Source organism: Levilactobacillus muriae (genome assembly GCF_045862015.1).
GTDB classification, from domain to species: Bacteria; Bacillota; Bacilli; order Lactobacillales; family Lactobacillaceae; genus Levilactobacillus; species Levilactobacillus muriae.
In genome coordinates this window covers 1-16,379 of record NZ_BAAFRU010000010.1, presented here as the reverse complement: position 1 = coordinate 16,379, position 16,379 = coordinate 1, and the positions used below count along the sequence as shown (strand labels likewise).

Here is a 16,379-nt window from a genome sequence, read left to right as displayed (position 1 = left end):
CATGGACTGGACCTACACCATCACAATTCCCTTCGATCAGGCACCGCTGCCTCTACGACAACTCTTGATTGCCTGGCTGATTCCCAAACATCTGATTCACGACCTACGGATCAGCCAACGCGTCCTGGTCAACGGCGCTTACCGCACAATGAATCAACCGGTCATGGCTGGAGACACGGTTCGCCTGACCTTTCTACCAGGCGACTTTGCCGAGCCCTTTCCCAACGTGGCACCGGATAGCGCGGCAACGGTCGCAGTCCTCTATGAGACGGCCGACCTACTCATTATCAACAAGACACGAGGGAGTAAAACCCACCCCAACCAACCCGGTGAACGCGGAACCACTCTCAATCACGTGGCGGCTTACCTGGGTGATGCGCAACCGGGGCCTTACATTCTGAGCCGTTTGGACCAGGAAACCACCGGCGCCTTGATGATGACCAAAACGCCTGCCGTGGTTCCCATCATGGTCCGCAACATTGCCGAAAAGCGCGTACAGCGGACATATCTGGCCTGGATTCATGGTCGACTCACCGGTAGTGGTACCTTCACCGATCCCATTGGCCGCGACCCCCGCGATAAACGTAAGCGGCAAGTAAACGGCGTGAACGCCCAGTCCGCCATAACCCACTACGAGGCCGTCGATTACCAAGCCAACGCGACGCTAGTCAAACTTTGGCTGGAAACTGGGCGAACTCACCAACTGCGCGTACACTTAGCGGCCGCGGGACACCCCTTGATTGGTGATCCGCTGTACGCCCCTACCAGTCAGGACCGTTTACGGCTTCACTGCTGGCGTTTAGCCTTTCCACAGCCATTTACCTTAGATGGGCCTTCAACAACCGTGATGGCCCCCGTACCGGCTGATTTTGCCACATTCTCGTGTGAGTAAGGGTTGGCGAAACTGACAAACGCGTAAACGTCAATTTTTCCACGATAAGGACGATTGTGGTTGTTAATCATTGAATCCAGTTATACTATAGTCAGTTGATATGGCTAGGGGGGATTTGATGCGCTGGCAACAAAAACTAGCCCTAATCATTCTTGCGGGGATGTTAGCCATCTTATTGATTTGGGGAGTAGTCAACTTAAGTTAGTATCGTTTGATAAAGTTAAACCTAGCGTAATTCCGGATGCGGCCGGGATTACGCTAGGCTTTTTTGTTTTTCGGACGTATGTAGGAATTTTGACACTGCTGGGGATTGTTTAAGTTTTTCTTGGGTTTGGTGAATATGTGCGACTAAAACTGGAATTTTTACATTAGTTGTAAGTATGGGGGCGATTTTTTAGAATTGTGGGTGAATTGGATTCAACGAGAATCACCTGTTAGATTGTATTCAAAGATTTAAGCCGCTGTTGTCCTGCATGGAAATTGCTGACTATTCCGATTTAGTTCGTTAGGCTTGCTCTCGTCGGTATATTCGGAAATATGCGGCCTTTGAAACGTGTTCAGTCGGCAGGCCCCTCCGCTTAGAAAGCTAAGTCCTCCTGTCCGGCATAGGTCGCCAATGCTTACTTTTGCTTAAATCGTCAGACTTGCTCTCGCCAGGATGCTCGGAAATATGCTGCCTCTGAACCGTGTTCAGTCGGGCAGGTCCCTGCGCTTAACAAAATAAGTGACTCCTGCTCGGCATAAGTTGCTAATGCTTGCTTTTGCTTAAATCGTCAGACTTGCTCTCGCCAGGATGTCCGGAAACTTGCGGCTTCTGAAACGTGTTCAGTCGGGCAGGTCCCTGCGCTTAACCCAGATAAGCACCGGCTCGGCTCCGCCAAGCTGGCACTTATCTACGTTAATGCTCAGGACCTACCGCCCTTCTTCACACTCTGTTTCGAAACGAGTTCCGCAAGCCAGATTCTTCCACTTATTTCCCTAATGCTCGGAATCTAAACGGCTTGCTCCACTCTCTCAACACAAAAAAACCGGAGTAACCAGCTCCGGTTCCCATAGCATCATTGAGTTTTGCAACATCCTCGAGGTGTAGTCAGGAAAACGCTGTTCACTCAGCTTAGCCATAATCTCAATATGTAGTTTATTGAGCAACCTGATTGAACTAGCTTGGGACCACTAGCACAATCTGTAAAGGTAACTCTAATCCTTACGATAAGAGTTATTTTCACAAAGTCGAGAACCCGTCAAACTGCCGGATTATTCGGGCTTCTCTGAAAGATTGATTGGTATTACATGTCCCAGTATATCAGATGGCAGTAGAATTGCAAGCGTTTTCAGTTAGAGCCTTATTGGTAGCATTACTTTTTAGTTAATTGTTTCATCAAACAAACTTTGTGAAACTTCCAATGGTTGAACTACCCTTTGGGCAACGCAATAATAAGCTGGCCCCAATGTACCTTGGTTTTTAACGTACAGGTCGCCGTTTGCGGTAACGAACGCTGGAGTCTGGAGAAATCTAGCATCCCCCGTTCAGCAACGACGCGATTCTTGCCATCGACTTTGGCATCCAATGGCACCGGAAAGGTCAGTGAGAGGCGCAGAGACTGTGTAGTCTCCGCGAGCTCTAACGTAATCATCGACGGGGCGATGTGGCTAATCGACGGAATAATCGGCGGTAACGTCTTGTCAATTGCGGCAACCATCTCCTTGAGTGTGGCCACGGTAGCTGTCAACGGCTCCGGAACTTTTACGAAGAGCTGGACGCCCTGGTCGCGAGCCATCAGATAGTTATGATAGAGACCGTAACGGAGGCTTGAGCTGGGAATGTTGGACAAGTCATCGATTGTCAATTCAGCAGCGTTGCTAGTTTCCCACCCCGAACGAATATCGATGTAGAGTTGCCGAAAGCCCTCGTAGTCCTTATCTTCCAAGTAGCCTCCCAGCCCCAGTAACATGTTTTGATAATCGTGGCTGAATTTGCGGACGGTGGCTAACTGCCGGTTGAGTTCAGTCGTGTATTGCTCCCGAAACTCCTGTTGCTGTGACTGAAGTTGCGTGTGTTCCTGCTGCAAGTGGGTCTGTATCAGCATATATGTACTCAATGTCAACCCAACGAGAAGTGTCCCGGAGATTCCTGCCAGAAAAATCAGATAGTGGTCGGAATCTGCCAGGCTCTGTAGCGAGTATTCGAAGAGAATGTATATCAATCCCAAGACTGCCATGAAGATGAGAAAGAGATACTCCGTGGTCCGCCCCAACATCGACTGAATCAGATTCTCCATCGGTGCCCGCGTGAGCAAGATACCCATCGCAACCATGGTGAAAATCACGCTGTCAATGGTCAGCTCCGTGAGCGTTCCCCAGACGCTGGCCGCAAACCGGTCACTGGTCAACCGAATCGTACCCGCGATGACCAGCATATCCACGAATTCTATTAAAAGATAGGCAAGAATTGAAACATCTATGAATGCGGGTAAAAACTGCCAGTTATTCTGAAAAGCCAGCAGACCAATTTCTACAGCCAGTAACACGATAATCGGCAACATACCCAGGAGTTTGCTGGTCGCCGTGAAGGGATTCAACAAGTCCAGTGCCGTGAAGCCCAGTCCCATGACCACACAATAAAGTAGAAAGTTCTTCACGTGCAGGTGTGGAAACCAGTAGTATTGAAAATAGACAAACCAAAAAACCAATGAAAAATCTGCTAGTCCAAAACTGACCGCATTGACCGTAATCACGTACTCACCTCCCCGGCTTCGTCAAAATCACTGTGAAATACAATCGACCGCGCTTGATCGCAATCTGAAGTGCAGCATTATCCGTCTGATCAATAATATCGTGAACTGTGCTCAAGCCCAGCCCGTGACTGCCCCCCTTTGTGGTGTAACCAGCCCGCATGAACTGGTTAATCTGTGGCGGATCCTCCCGCGACACGGGATTGGCAACGGCCAATTCAACGGCATCGGGATAATCTAAGATCGCACAGTAAATCGTGGGATTATTTCCAACGACCGGTGCTTCAATCGCGTTATCCAGCAAAATACCCATGATGCGCAGGAGATCAACACTATCTATAGGCAGCGTCTTAACTGGCGTGGGAATTTCAAGGCGAATGTCGCGACCCTTATTTTGCGCCGCCAGCAATTTCTGAAACAATAAACTCTTCAACGGCGGATCACTTAGCTGCTGTAAACCATCAGCTTCGATGCCGACTAAGTGATGGGTTGCCGACCAGCGTGAACTCAACGTTTCATAGTAGGCCGCCAAGCCCTCATAGTCCTCTTCGTCTAGGTAATCACCAAGCCGTAACATCTGCTTTTGATAGTTCTGCTTAAACTGCCGAATGGCCCGAACCTGATCGGACATTCGCCGGTCATAGCGCGTCTTAATCAAGGTTTCTTGGTAGTTAGCTCGAACGCGCTGGCGGTGAAAGAAGCTTTGGAAAAAGACAAATAAGCTCACCGAAATCAGCAGAACCATGACTAGTTCAATACTTAACGCAAAGGTCAGCATCGCGTGAGTAATCTGTAGGTGATGAATGATCAGTGAAGACATCTCAGCCAGGACGGCAAGGCTGCCTAACAAGGCCATCACCGTCCACTGTTCCTTGCGGCTGAACTCCAAGGCGTCCAGGTTCCCTGGCTGAACCCGCATCCCAGAAACGCCGACCGAGATCAGCATATAAATGAAGAATTGAAAGATCAATCGCGTCGCCAAACCAGAAACACTGTTGGTCTCAGCAAGTCCCCACAGTTCAATGGACACCTGCCGACAAACGTCGTTAATCAGCACCACAACGAGGAAAATGACAATTGTTGCATTGACGAATATCAGTGTTGATTTTCGTCGGTGACGGATCAAGTACGTTAACGCGCTGATTGGTGGAATCAGCAATGCCCATGACTGTCCAATAAACGCCGGAATCAGTCCCCAGCCAATCCATTTGAGCGGCAACTTCCAGTTCTGCGGGCGAATAACCCCCACCCACAGCGTGATGAACCACTGCATGGTCACGGCCAGGGCTAAACTTACCCAGAAGTGTCGATCAAAGATTTGAAGTAAGTCCACCGTCATTTTGTACGCACCCTCTTAGGACTTTAAATGTTTTTGAACCAACGTCTTAACCTCATGGAACCGGCGAGTGGCAATATCAGTCTTGTCCCCATTTGGAAAAACCAGTCGCCGGGTTGCCTCATCAATGCCAGTCACATTGTCAAGATTGACAAGAAAACTCTTGTCGGTTCGATACAGCTCCGGGTATTGATCAGCGATATCCTTCAAGAAACCGGGGAACTCAACAAGTTGGCTAGCCGCGTGAACCGTCACCTTGTGAGGCGTTTCCGCGGTCGCCACAAAATACACGTCTCCCATGGGTAGGCTGAAGGATCGGCCCCCAATATTGTAGCTAAATAAATTTTCAGTATTGCCTAAGTAATTGGTGTAACGCTGATACCCATAGTCGACGTTTTCCCGCAACTTCTGATCGATCTGTGCGCGCCCCAGGTCCTTGACCACAAAATCCATAGGCTCCACCTTGCGTTCGAAAGTCAACAGCGCCATTTCGGAGTGAGTCGTCACGAAGACGATCTCCGCAAACCCTAGCTGACGACGAATGGCAATGGCCGTCTCCAATCCGGTCGTGTCTTCGGCCGGGAATTCAATGTCGAGAAAGAACAAGGCATACTCCGGCGGATTGTCCGCCAAATCTTTTAATAGCGCCTGTGGACTGGGCGTAGCCAACCGAATTTCCATATCATAATCATTGATCATGATGTAGCGTTTCACCACGTCCGCGTAGTGCGCTAATTGTTCCTGATTATCTTCACAAAGATACACGGCTAACACCAAATCACGTCCCTTCATCATTTTCCCGTAATCGAAAAATTGTTACTATTACGACTCAATTATACCGTAACCCTATCACTCATTAATGTACCTTGATTTTCTGACAGTTGCAATCGTTTTTGTCCATAAAAAAGAACCATCCCCTCAGATGGTTCTCCTTTAATTGGATTATTTAATTACCGGCGCTGGCTAAATTAGCACTCCCCCAAGTTCTAATTAAGTCGTGAAAGCCTTAGGTATTCCGAAATAACCCGTTCGTACGCTTACTCTTCAGCCGATCGCTGAAATCCTTGCTACTAGTCGTCCTAAAGTTTCCGACCAATTCTATTCTGCCAAGCTGACCTCTTGATTAGATAATCTCGGGGTACGAATCCGGTTAAGGCCTCCCCCAAAGTGTGACCTTAACCACGCATACTTTAATTAGTTGATTCGCAACATCAGTCCTGTGAAAACTGACCCCTTCCAACTGTCATAACTTTAACATGATTTCGGTTTATCAGGCGCTAAGTTACAAAAACGTCAATATTTGCACGTTAAAGCAGTAAAAATCGACACAATTTAATTGTGTCGTAACGAATAAGTGACAAATCCGCCTAAAATCAGTGGCCCTACGAAAACCAGCGCAATGTCGATCAAACCGCGCCAGTACCACTTTAGCGGTGCTTTGGGAGCCGCCTCAAGTCGCGGTTCACGCTTGGGTTGCTGCATCTGCTCATAGACGGATGCCGTCTGCTCAGCGGCACGTCGCTTTCGTTTCCGCCGAATCGTGGGTGCTTTAACGTCACGCTTGTCTTCTAGGATGACCCATTTGGCGAACGGAAAGCATAGCCAACTGAATAGAAAGTACCAGTCGGCACCGGTCATACCAGGCAACAAACGCCATTGTGTGTAATTTAAGTGACCAAACGTGGCGATGACCAGCGCAAAGACTAGGCCAATGCCTGCCTGTCGTAACCAATACCGTGCGGACAATTTCATGGGGAGAACTCCTTTTCTTTTTCGCAAAAATTGGTAAAATTGGGGGTGAATTCTAAGGGAATGAGGTGTCAAACCATGGCACGAGATTTTAATCCCATCACGGCGGCGGGGTATCACGATTTACAAGCAAAAATTGCAGCACTAGAGGCTGACCGACCCGAGAAAATCGCGATTCTCGCGGAGGCACGGGCCCACGGAGACCTTTCGGAAAACGCCGAGTATTCGGCGGCCAAGCGGGACCTGCGGCATTTGGAAAGCCAACTGCGTTTCTTCAATAAGCAGCTCCAGTATGCCAAGGTCGTAGACCCCAGTAAGGATGACAAGGTCGAGCTGGGTAAATGGGTCACCGTCAGGTTCATGGATGATAACGATCAAGTGAGCTACCAACTGGTTGGCACCCAAGAAGCTGATCTGGATGCCGGTAAAATCACGCGCGTCTCTCCACTGGGTAAAGCCCTGCTGGGACATTACCCCGGTGAAACGGTCACCATTCAGGCACCCCATGCCAACTATCAGGTCCAACTTATCACCGTTACGCTCTACCAGCCTAAATAATATTAATCATATTATACCATTTAAAAAAAGACTGCTGAGGATCGTCCAAAACGATTCTCAGCAGTCTTTTTGTGTGGTCACATTCTTTCTACGGCTACTGTCCCACTGACCGAAAGACGGGTAGTAAAATATCATCCACCATTTCATTGCGGGCAGTCTGACTCAACTCTTGGTGGCTCACAACTTCATTACCGCCACGACTAATGTGTGGTGGATCTTGATTGCCCTTTTCGTGCGCGGAATCGGTCAAGGCGGACTGATAATTCCAGTCATGGCCGACAGCTACACGGGCGTTCCCAAGCCTTTAATTGCAGAGGCCACAACGGCCACGCGAATGCTCCAAAACATTGGCGGTGCCATGGGAACCGCCGTGCTCGCCACAATCATTCAACACGAAGCACCTCGCATCGGCATGAACGCCGCTTACCAAACCGCCTTTATGTGGTCGGTCGGGTTCATCGTCATCACCGCCATTCCAGCTTGATTTCTGAGTCATGGAAAAATTAGCCGGTAACTTCAAAATCTTAAGAACGCAGCAAATCCTGTTATGACGGGCTTATTAGACCGCCTGCCAAATATTAAATTAAAATTAAGCTTGACATCTCATCCAATTTTAATTATTGTAAGACACATCAACTAAACCAAAACAAACTTTTGAAAGCGAGGGATTTTCATGATGACCATACAAACAGCGCAACCAACTAAAACGATGAAGACCCTCGCTATTCAAAACGCAGCCTTATTATTAACGAAGAAGGACCCGGTTACTTGACCTTGAGCTAACACTCAAAATTCAAGTTCTGAGCCCTTCTTTCCCGTGTGGTAATGAGGGCTCGGTACACGTGTAAGACCTCATTCACCCAGTGGATGAGGTCTTTTTGTTAGTCCGAAGGAGGTTTGTTAGCAAGTCTGTACCATCAAAACACAATTTAGAAAGCGGGAATTACATATGATCAGATGGCAAAAAAACATGGTTAAAATTGGGGCCCTCGCAACGATCGTTTTGGCACTGGCGGGTTGTAGCACAGCAAAGTCTAACGGCAGTGGCCAAGGTAACAATCCTGGTAAAACCATCAAAATCGGCGTCAACATGGAGCTTTCAGGTTCAGCCGCTGGCTATGGTCAACAGCAGAAACAAGGAATTCAATTGGCCGTTAATAAAATTAATAAGGCTGGCGGTATCAAGGTCGGCAATACCAAAAAGAAGATTCAACTAGTGGTCCGTGACAATAAGACCTCTAACACCACTGCGGCGTCGGTCGCCGCTCAACTGGTCAACAATGACAAGGTCGTCGCCGTAGTTGGTCCCGCCGCAACCAATGCCGGCACCGCATCAATTCCTAATATGACTAAGGCGCAAGTTCCCTCCGTCAGTCCTTCCGCAACCGACCCCGGCTATACATTGCAGAAGAACGGCGATGTCCAGAAATATATTTTCCGCGCCTGCTTCCAGAATAATTTCCAAGGCTCATCCGCAGCGAAATTCATGACCAGCACGCTCAAGGCTAAGAACGTCGCCATTCTAACGGACAACTCCAGTGACTATGGTACTGGGCTGACTAAGGCCTTCAAGCAGACTTATACCGGAAAAGTCGTCAGCAACCAGACTTTCCAAGAAGGCGACAAGGACTTCAACGCTATCCTGACGTCATTGAAACACAAGAATATCGACGCCATTTACGCCCCCGGTTACTACTCAGAACTGGGCTTAATCATTAAGCAAGCCCGGCAAGCCGGCATTGACGTTCCTATCGTGGGAAGTGACGGCATGGCCGATGCCAAACTGGCCAAGATTGCCGGAAATTCAAATACCAACAATATTTACTACACCACCCCCTTCTCAACGAAGTCCGGCGAAACCAACACCCTCGCCGCAGCATTCTTGAAGGCGTACCAGGCCAAGTACCACACCACGGCCCCAACGTTCTCCGCGCTGGCTTATGACTCTGTCTACATGATCAAGTCCGCAATTGAAAGCGAAAAGTCTGCTAACTCCGTAAAGATTACCGCTGGTTTGGCTAAGATCACAGATTTCAAGGGCGTCACGGGAACCATCACCATGAATAAGAATCATAACCCTGAAAAATCGATGACCATCGAAAAGTTGACTGACGGGACAGTTTCGCAGGCCTACACCATTAAATAATCCAAGTAGATCGGAGGAATTACATGCAAACATTCGGACAACAACTGATTAACGGTCTCTCGCTCGGCAGTATTTACGCGCTACTCGCCCTGGGTTATACCATGGTCTACGGCATCATTAAGCTAATCAATTTTGCTCATGGTGACATCTATATGCTGGGGGCCTTCTGGGGCTACTTCGTGATCAATCAGTTACACTTCAATTTTATTTGGGCCATGCTTTCCGCCATGATTTTCTGCGCTTTAATTGGCGTCATTATCGAGTATTTCGCCTACCGACCGCTTCGCCACTCTCCCCGGATTACCGCATTGATCACGGCGATTGGTATTTCCTTCCTATTGGAGAACGGCATGACTTACCTGTTCACGGCCAACACGCGGAGTTTCCCGCAGGTCATCAAAACGGTGACTTATCACCTTGGCGGCCTCCGCATCTCCAATATTCAACTCTTGATTCTTGGGACGGCCTGCTTGTTGATGCTCCTCCTCGAGTTAATTATCAAGCGAACCAAGATGGGACGAGCCATGCGCGCGGTATCCGTTGATCCAGATGCTGCCCAGTTGGTCGGCATCAATATCAATCACACGATTTCTTTTACATTTGCCCTGGGATCCGCAATGGCCGGTGCTGCCGGCGTCCTGATTGGATTGTATTACAACGCCATTGACCCGCTGATGGGCATGACGCCCGGGATCAAAGCCTTCGTTGCCGCTGTTATTGGCGGCATTGGGTCGGTTCCCGGTGCTTCAGTCGGTGGTTTCCTAATTGGACTACTGGAAACTGGCGTCCAAGCCATTGGCCTGTCAGCCTACAAGGATGCCGTGGTCTACTTCGTCCTGATTGTCATTCTGCTGGTCCTTCCAGCCGGACTATTCGGGAAAAAGACGAAAGAGAAAGTGTAGGTGCCTCATCATGAAAGCAAATTTTAAATACAACATTTCTTGGTTAGCGGTCATGGTTATCGGCTTCGTTGCGATTGACGCCTGCGAATTTCTCGGGATCATCAATGCCTTTATTGAAAACATGCTGGTAACCATTGGCATCAACATTATCTTAGCAACCGGTTTGAACTTAATTATTGGTTTCTCTGGACAATTTTCACTTGGTCACGCCGGCTTTATGGCAATTGGTGCTTACGCGACCGGGATCATAACCCAAAATATCGCCACGTCATTAGGCTTCTACCTCTCCATGGTCGTTGGTATTATCATTGCCATGATCGCCGCCCTGATCGTGGGGATTCCCACGTTACGTCTTCGCGGCGATTACCTGGCGATTGCCACCATGGGGGCTGCCGAAATCATTCGAATTTTGATCAATAACTTAAAAATAACGAACGGTGCAGCTGGACTCTTCAACATTCCACCATTGGTGACTTGGGCGACCGTCTACGTTTTGATGTGCCTCACCACGATTGTCACGGTCAACTTCATTCATAGCCGCAACGGTCGTGCCATCATGTCGGTCCGTGAAGACGAGATTGCCGCTGAAGCCATGGGTATCAACCCGACACGTTGGAAGTTGGCCGCCTTTGTCTTTGGTGCTGCGACGGCTGCCATTGGTGGCTCGCTTCACGCCGCCTATATTCAGACGATTGCACCCGGTGACTTCAACATCATGGCCTCCATCGCTATTCTAATTATTGTCGTTCTGGGTGGTGTTGGGAGCATTACGGGGACCTTCGTTGCCGCAATCGTCCTAGGAATTCTCGATACCATTCTACAAAACTTTGGTACCCTGCGAATGATCATCTATTCACTGGCCTTAATTCTGATTATGATTTTCAAACCTTCTGGCCTCTTAGGCAACCGGGAGCTGTCCTTCAAACACCTCGGCTCTCATCAACGAAAGGAGCAATCCATTCATGAGTAGTCCCTTACTAACCGCACAACAAATCGTGAAGAACTTCGGTGGCCTGACCGCCGTTGCCAATGTCTCAGTTCACTTCAATCAAAATGAACTCGTCGGCCTAATTGGTCCTAATGGCGCTGGAAAAACGACACTGTTTAATCTACTTACCGGGGTCACACCCGTGACCTCCGGTGCCATCAGCCTCTACACCGACCATGGCGTCCAGTCCTTGAATGGCAAACATCCCGCAGAAATTGCTCAAGCCGGTCTCTCACGGACTTTTCAAAACATTCGCTTATTCAAGGAGCTCAGCGTTCTTGACAACGTTCGGATTGCCATGACCAACCATTACCACGAGGGATTTCTCGCCAGTATCTTTCGCGTTCCAAAATTCTATCGCACTGAAGCTGACATGACCCTTGCCGCACAAAAACTGCTCGCTATCTTCGACTTAACTAGTGTTGCCGACCAACAGGCAAAGAACTTGCCTTATGGGATTCAGCGACGCCTAGAAATTGTCCGTGCCCTTGCAACAAAGCCCAAACTGCTTTTCTTGGATGAACCGGCCGCCGGAATGAATCCTGAAGAAACTGCCGATTTAACACGCTTGATTCGCCAGGTTCAGCGCGATTTTCATATCACGATTGTCCTGATCGAACACGATATGTCCCTGGTCATGAACGTCGTCGAACGCCTCTACGTATTGGAACATGGCGCACTGTTGGCCGAGGGTACCCCGAATGAGATTCAACACAATCCCGCCGTTATTAAGGCCTATCTAGGAGATGAAGCTTAATGTTATCAGTCAAAGATCTCGTTGTTAACTATGGCGCCATTCAAGCCATCAAAAAGGTGAGCTTTGAGATTCACACCGGTGAAATTGTGACCTTGATTGGTGCTAACGGTGCTGGGAAATCCACAATTCTCCATACAATTTCCGGTATCATGCGGCCCATCAGTGGGCAGGTCACCTACTTAGATCGCCAGATTCAAAAAGTCACTGCTCCCAAGATTGTCCAAGCCGGGATCTCGCAGGTTCCTGAGGGACGGCATATCTTTTCCGGGCTTTCCGTGCAGGAGAACCTACAAATGGGCGCCTTTCTCCGCAAAGACCGGAATCATCTCGCCCAATCCTACGAAGACGTCTATAACTATTTTCCCGTCCTCAAACAGCGGCGTCAACAAGATGCAGCCACCCTCTCAGGTGGGGAGCAACAGATGCTAGCCATGGGCCGTGCCTTAATGGCCAAGCCAAAACTGATGTTACTCGATGAACCTTCTATGGGCTTAGCCCCCATCTTCATTAACGAAATCTTCGATATCATCCGCGCTATTAACGCTGCTGGTACCACGGTCCTATTAATCGAGCAAAACGCCAACAAGGCCCTTTCAATTGCCGACCGCGGTTACGTTCTCGCATCTGGTGAGATTAAACTCAGTGGAACTGGTCAAAATTTACTGGCTAATCCGGCCGTACAAAAGGCCTACCTAGGAGGATAACTATGAGTGTAGCAGATTACATGAGCACCAAATTAATCGTCATTACCCCACAAACTACGGTGAGCGTTGCGATCGAACTGATGAAAACAAACGCCATTCACCGCCTACCCGTTCTAGATGGTAGCACCTTAGTGGGTATCGTAACTCAGGGCATTATCGCCCGTGCACTGCCTTCACAGGCCACCAGCTTGTCTGTTTATGAAACCAATTATTTATTGACCAAGACCACCGTCGCAAGTATCATGGAACGCCACGTTCAGACCATCCCCGCGACTGCCCAGTTGGAAGATGGCATTTATCAAATGCGCCAACACAAGATCGGTGTCCTACCAGTAATACAAGCCGAACAAGTAGTGGGTATCATCACCAACAACGATATTCTTGATGCCTTTCTCAACATTTCAGGCTACGGTGAACCCGGTATTGTTTGCCGCATTAAGGTCAACCACGACCACACGGGAATTATCTTTCGTATCGGCCAAGTCTTAGCTGAACACAACCTCAGTATTCAAACGTTAATGGTTGTTCGTGAACATCAGGAGCGCGTCATTGAGCTTCACATTGACAGTGATCAAGCAACGACCGTGAATCAGGTGTTAGCAACTGCCGGCTTCGATGTTATTTAGCAGTCCCACGCTTCGCTTTCTTTTGACCCATACTACAGGAAACGATCACCGATTACCTTAGTTTTCCGAAATTCGCCAGAAGTATCGTATCTACCCGGTAAGTAGTCACTGGCAACAACAACTATTTTAATAACGCCGCACTATTTGCTAACGGGAACGTCTCCCACCAGAAACGGCCTCTTTGGGTCAGCAAAATGGCGCGTCAATCCAACTCTAATGAGTCAGATTGACGCGCCATTTTAATTTTGAATTAATCACCGATTAAAGTCGTCTATGACTACTTCAATGGCTTCCATTGCCAAGCATTAACTTCTGGCAAGTCAGTCCCAACTTCACGGATGTAAGCGTTATGCTTAGCAACCATGTCGTCCATCCGTTGTGCGAAGTATGCGCCCTTAACAGCGTATGCATCGATGTCATCAACGGCTTCCTTAGCCAAGTGGTAACGGTCCAAGTGGTTCAGGACACGCATGTCAAATGGCGTCGTAATGTCACCGTTTTCACGGTAACCATGAACGTGTAAGTTATGGTTGTGACGGTCGAAGAATAAGTCCTTAACTAAGCCTTCAAAACCATGGAAGGCAAAGATAACAGGCTTGTCCGTCGTGAAGAGACGGTCGAACTCATCATCGGAGATACCACGAGGGTCCAACTTAGGAGAACGCAACTTCAACAGGTCAACCACGTTGATGAAGCGGATCTTCATATCTGGGAATTCGTCATGCAACAATGAAATTGCGGCTAATGATTCCCAAGTTGGTTCAGTACCAGCGGCAGCGAAGACAACGTCAGGTTCTTGACCTTGGTCAGTAGATGCCCAGTCGATGTAGCCCAGACCATTGTGAACCAGGTTAGTGGCTTCATCAATAGAGAACCATTGTGGACGTGGGTGCTTTGACGTTACAATCAAGTTAATCTTTTCACGGCTCCGGAATGCGACGTCACCAACGGCTAACAAGGTGTTAGCATCGGCCGGCAAGTATTCACGGATGAATGCTGGCTTCTTTTCGGCCAAGTGGGTCAACATCCCAGGATCTTGGTGGGTGTAACCGTTGTGGTCTTGCTGGAAGACAGTTGACGTGTCAACGAAGTTCAAGGATGGGTAGTCATGACGCCATTCTTGTTCTGCAGCCTTACGCAACCACTTGAAGTGTTGGGTCAACATGGAATCCACGACCCGACCGAATGATTCGTAAGTTGCAAAGTAACCGTGCCGACCAGTCAGAATATAGCCTTCTAACCAACCTTCAGCTTGGTGTTCTGAAAGTTGAGAATCGATGATCCGGCCTTCGTGAGCCATGTTTTCATCGTTAGGTTCTTTGATGCCTTCCATCCATTGACGCTTACCATAATCCAAAGCAGCGTACAGACGGTTAGACTTCGTTTCATCAGGACCAAAGCCACGGAAAGTGTCTGGGTTCAACTTCATGATGTCAGCCAGATAGTCAGACCAGACCAACATGTCTTGGGCAATCGTCTTACCATGCTCAGTTGTATCCACGGCATACTTCTTGTAGTCAGGCAACTTCAATGGTTGTGGCTTGATCCCACCATTAGTGATTGGGTTCATCGCCATCCGTTGTTCACCCTTAGGTGCCATGTCGCGGACTTCTTGCTTAACAGTACCGTCTTCGTTGAATAATTCTTCTGGCTTGTAAGACTTCAACCAGTTGACCAACATGTCAGCGTGTTCCATGTCGCCAGCAGCAACAGGAATTGGCACTTGGTGAGCACGGAATGAGCCTTCGATAGGGTTCCCATCCAAGTCAGCCTTTGGACCAGTCCAGCCCTTAGGTGAACGGAAGATGATCATTGGCCACTTAGGCAACGTTTCGTCATTGTTTTCACGGGCATTCTTTTGAATAGCCTTGATCTTACCAATGACTTCGTCCATCGTCTTAGCCATGTCTTCATGAACCCGCATGAAGTCAGTATCCCCAACTTCAATTTCAACAAAGTGAGGATCCCAGCCCATACCTTCAAAGTACTTCGTTAAGTCTTCGTCGGACATCCGTGACAGGATAGTTGGGTTAGAAATCTTGAACCCGTTCATGTTGATGATTGGTAAAACAGCACCATCTTTGATTGGGTTAATAAATTTGTCAGAGAACCATGAAGCAGCCAGTGGGCCAGTTTCAGATTCCCCATCACCAATTTCAACAGCGGCAATAACGTCTGGGTTATCTAAGATCGCACCAGTACCGTGTGAAAGGCTGTAACCAAGTTCTCCACCTTCATGGATAGAACCTGGGGTTTCAGGTGCAGCATGGGATGCAACCCCACCTGGGAAGGAGAACTGCTTGAATAAACGCTTCAAGCCTTCTTCATCTTGGGAGATATTAGGATAAATTTCACTATAGCTACCATCAAGATATGAGTTAGAAACCATAACTTGGCCACCGTGACCTGAACCTTCAATATAGAACATGTTCAAGTCATACTTCAGGATAGCCCGGTTTAAGTGGGCATAGATGAAGTTTTGAGAAACAATAGTTCCCCAGTGACCAATAGGCTTAATCTTAACATCGTCAGAGGTTAAGTCACGCTTCAATAATGGGTTGTCACGCAAGAATAACTGACCAACTGACAGGTAATTTGCTGCACGCCAGTACTTGTCAACGCCTTCCAAGTATGCCTTGGAGTCGAAGTCTGCATTTGCCATGTAATTAACACTCCTTCTTTGAATTCGTAACTGCACAATCTAGTTGATAGAAAATGTTGTAAAATTTACCTCGTAGTGAATACCGGGATGATTTTTACAGTTCTATCATAACGTTTTTTATAAAAAAGTCAACCTTTTTATAAATTGGACCGTATCAATTGTTCCAAAAAAAGGACCTCGTTGTAAAACCTTGATACAAAGGTTCTATGTCAACTGTTGTTGGTAATTCCATTTATAAAATTGTCTAATCCTTTGAGATTAGGCAATTTTTTTTGAGCCCAAATGCCAGATGAATCCTTAATCTAAAGCTTGTGAAACAGCCAAAGC

General features: G+C 48.1%; 14 protein-coding genes. 9 read left to right on the top strand and 5 right to left on the bottom strand.

Annotated features, from left to right (window positions below; translation table 11 throughout):
- The first annotated feature begins 1 nt into the window (after nt 1).
- Nucleotides 2-892 (top strand): RluA family pseudouridine synthase, encoded by an 891-nt coding sequence (locus ACKTSF_RS08415; protein WP_407888454.1) that lies wholly within the window; start codon nt 2-4, stop codon nt 890-892.
- Between the two features lie 1,412 nt (nt 893-2,304).
- Here ACKTSF_RS08415 and ACKTSF_RS08410 read toward each other — a convergent pair.
- The 4 genes from ACKTSF_RS08410 to ACKTSF_RS08395 all read right to left on the bottom strand — a co-directional run bounded on the left by ACKTSF_RS08410 (nt 2,305) and on the right by ACKTSF_RS08395 (nt 6,712).
- The gene (locus tag ACKTSF_RS08410; RefSeq protein WP_407888452.1) at nt 2,305-3,627 is read right to left on the bottom strand and encodes a signal transduction protein; all 1,323 of its coding nucleotides are present in this window, start codon (nt 3,625-3,627) and stop codon (nt 2,305-2,307) included.
- A gap of 4 nt (nt 3,628-3,631) precedes the next feature.
- Nucleotides 3,632-4,963 (bottom strand): sensor histidine kinase, encoded by a 1,332-nt coding sequence (locus ACKTSF_RS08405; RefSeq protein ID WP_407888450.1) that lies wholly within the window; start codon nt 4,961-4,963, stop codon nt 3,632-3,634.
- 15 nt (nt 4,964-4,978) lie between these two features.
- The gene (locus ACKTSF_RS08400; protein WP_407888448.1) at nt 4,979-5,755 is read right to left on the bottom strand and encodes a response regulator transcription factor; all 777 of its coding nucleotides are present in this window, start codon (nt 5,753-5,755) and stop codon (nt 4,979-4,981) included.
- 537 nt (nt 5,756-6,292) lie between these two features.
- A complete protein-coding gene (locus tag ACKTSF_RS08395) occupies nt 6,293-6,712 on the bottom strand; it encodes a hypothetical protein (protein WP_407888446.1) in 420 nt (139 codons plus the stop codon).
- Between the two features lie 75 nt (nt 6,713-6,787).
- Between ACKTSF_RS08395 and greA the strand changes: the two genes are divergently transcribed.
- The 8 genes from greA to ACKTSF_RS08355 all read left to right on the top strand — a co-directional run bounded on the left by greA (nt 6,788) and on the right by ACKTSF_RS08355 (nt 13,390).
- Nucleotides 6,788-7,267: a transcription elongation factor GreA gene (greA, locus tag ACKTSF_RS08390; protein WP_407888444.1), complete on the top strand. Its 480-nt coding sequence runs from the start codon at nt 6,788-6,790 to the stop codon at nt 7,265-7,267.
- Between the two features lie 172 nt (nt 7,268-7,439).
- On the top strand, nt 7,440-7,751 hold the full coding sequence (locus ACKTSF_RS08385) for an MFS transporter (RefSeq protein ID WP_407888442.1): 312 nt from the start codon (nt 7,440-7,442) through the stop codon (nt 7,749-7,751).
- 465 nt (nt 7,752-8,216) lie between these two features.
- Nucleotides 8,217-9,413 (top strand): ABC transporter substrate-binding protein, encoded by a 1,197-nt coding sequence (locus tag ACKTSF_RS08380; RefSeq protein ID WP_407888440.1) that lies wholly within the window; start codon nt 8,217-8,219, stop codon nt 9,411-9,413.
- A 23-nt stretch (nt 9,414-9,436) separates the two neighbouring features.
- The gene (locus ACKTSF_RS08375; RefSeq protein WP_407888438.1) at nt 9,437-10,315 is read left to right on the top strand and encodes a branched-chain amino acid ABC transporter permease; all 879 of its coding nucleotides are present in this window, start codon (nt 9,437-9,439) and stop codon (nt 10,313-10,315) included.
- Between the two features lie 10 nt (nt 10,316-10,325).
- Complete coding sequence (locus ACKTSF_RS08370) at nt 10,326-11,285, top strand: branched-chain amino acid ABC transporter permease (protein ID WP_407888436.1); 960 nt, start codon at nt 10,326-10,328, stop codon at nt 11,283-11,285.
- Nucleotides 11,278-12,060, top strand: a complete 783-nt coding sequence (locus tag ACKTSF_RS08365; protein ID WP_407888434.1) for an ABC transporter ATP-binding protein — start codon at nt 11,278-11,280, stop codon at nt 12,058-12,060. The genes ACKTSF_RS08370 and ACKTSF_RS08365 overlap by 8 nt, the downstream gene beginning before the upstream one ends.
- On the top strand, nt 12,060-12,764 hold the full coding sequence (locus ACKTSF_RS08360; protein ID WP_407888432.1) for an ABC transporter ATP-binding protein: 705 nt from the start codon (nt 12,060-12,062) through the stop codon (nt 12,762-12,764). The genes ACKTSF_RS08365 and ACKTSF_RS08360 overlap by 1 nt, the downstream gene beginning before the upstream one ends.
- Nucleotides 12,765-12,766: 2 nt before the next feature.
- Complete coding sequence (locus ACKTSF_RS08355) at nt 12,767-13,390, top strand: CBS domain-containing protein (RefSeq protein ID WP_407888430.1); 624 nt, start codon at nt 12,767-12,769, stop codon at nt 13,388-13,390.
- A 277-nt stretch (nt 13,391-13,667) separates the two neighbouring features.
- Here the strand turns inward: ACKTSF_RS08355 and ACKTSF_RS08350 are convergent, their stop codons facing one another.
- A complete protein-coding gene (locus ACKTSF_RS08350) occupies nt 13,668-16,052 on the bottom strand; it encodes a phosphoketolase family protein (RefSeq protein WP_407888429.1) in 2,385 nt (794 codons plus the stop codon).
- Nucleotides 16,053-16,379 lie beyond the last annotated feature (327 nt).

Coding starts and splice junctions, on each gene's coding strand:
- ACKTSF_RS08415 (WP_407888454.1), top strand. CDS start 2: ATGGACTGGACCTACACCATCACAATTCCCTTCGATCAGGCACCGCTG.
- ACKTSF_RS08405 (WP_407888450.1), bottom strand. CDS start 4,963: ATGACGGTGGACTTACTTCAAATCTTTGATCGACACTTCTGGGTAAGT.
- ACKTSF_RS08400 (WP_407888448.1), bottom strand. CDS start 5,755: ATGATGAAGGGACGTGATTTGGTGTTAGCCGTGTATCTTTGTGAAGAT.
- ACKTSF_RS08395 (WP_407888446.1), bottom strand. CDS start 6,712: ATGAAATTGTCCGCACGGTATTGGTTACGACAGGCAGGCATTGGCCTA.
- greA (WP_407888444.1), top strand. CDS start 6,788: ATGGCACGAGATTTTAATCCCATCACGGCGGCGGGGTATCACGATTTA.
- ACKTSF_RS08380 (WP_407888440.1), top strand. CDS start 8,217: ATGATCAGATGGCAAAAAAACATGGTTAAAATTGGGGCCCTCGCAACG.
- ACKTSF_RS08375 (WP_407888438.1), top strand. CDS start 9,437: ATGCAAACATTCGGACAACAACTGATTAACGGTCTCTCGCTCGGCAGT.
- ACKTSF_RS08370 (WP_407888436.1), top strand. CDS start 10,326: ATGAAAGCAAATTTTAAATACAACATTTCTTGGTTAGCGGTCATGGTT.
- ACKTSF_RS08365 (WP_407888434.1), top strand. CDS start 11,278: ATGAGTAGTCCCTTACTAACCGCACAACAAATCGTGAAGAACTTCGGT.
- ACKTSF_RS08360 (WP_407888432.1), top strand. CDS start 12,060: ATGTTATCAGTCAAAGATCTCGTTGTTAACTATGGCGCCATTCAAGCC.
- ACKTSF_RS08355 (WP_407888430.1), top strand. CDS start 12,767: ATGAGTGTAGCAGATTACATGAGCACCAAATTAATCGTCATTACCCCA.
- ACKTSF_RS08350 (WP_407888429.1), bottom strand. CDS start 16,052: ATGGCAAATGCAGACTTCGACTCCAAGGCATACTTGGAAGGCGTTGAC.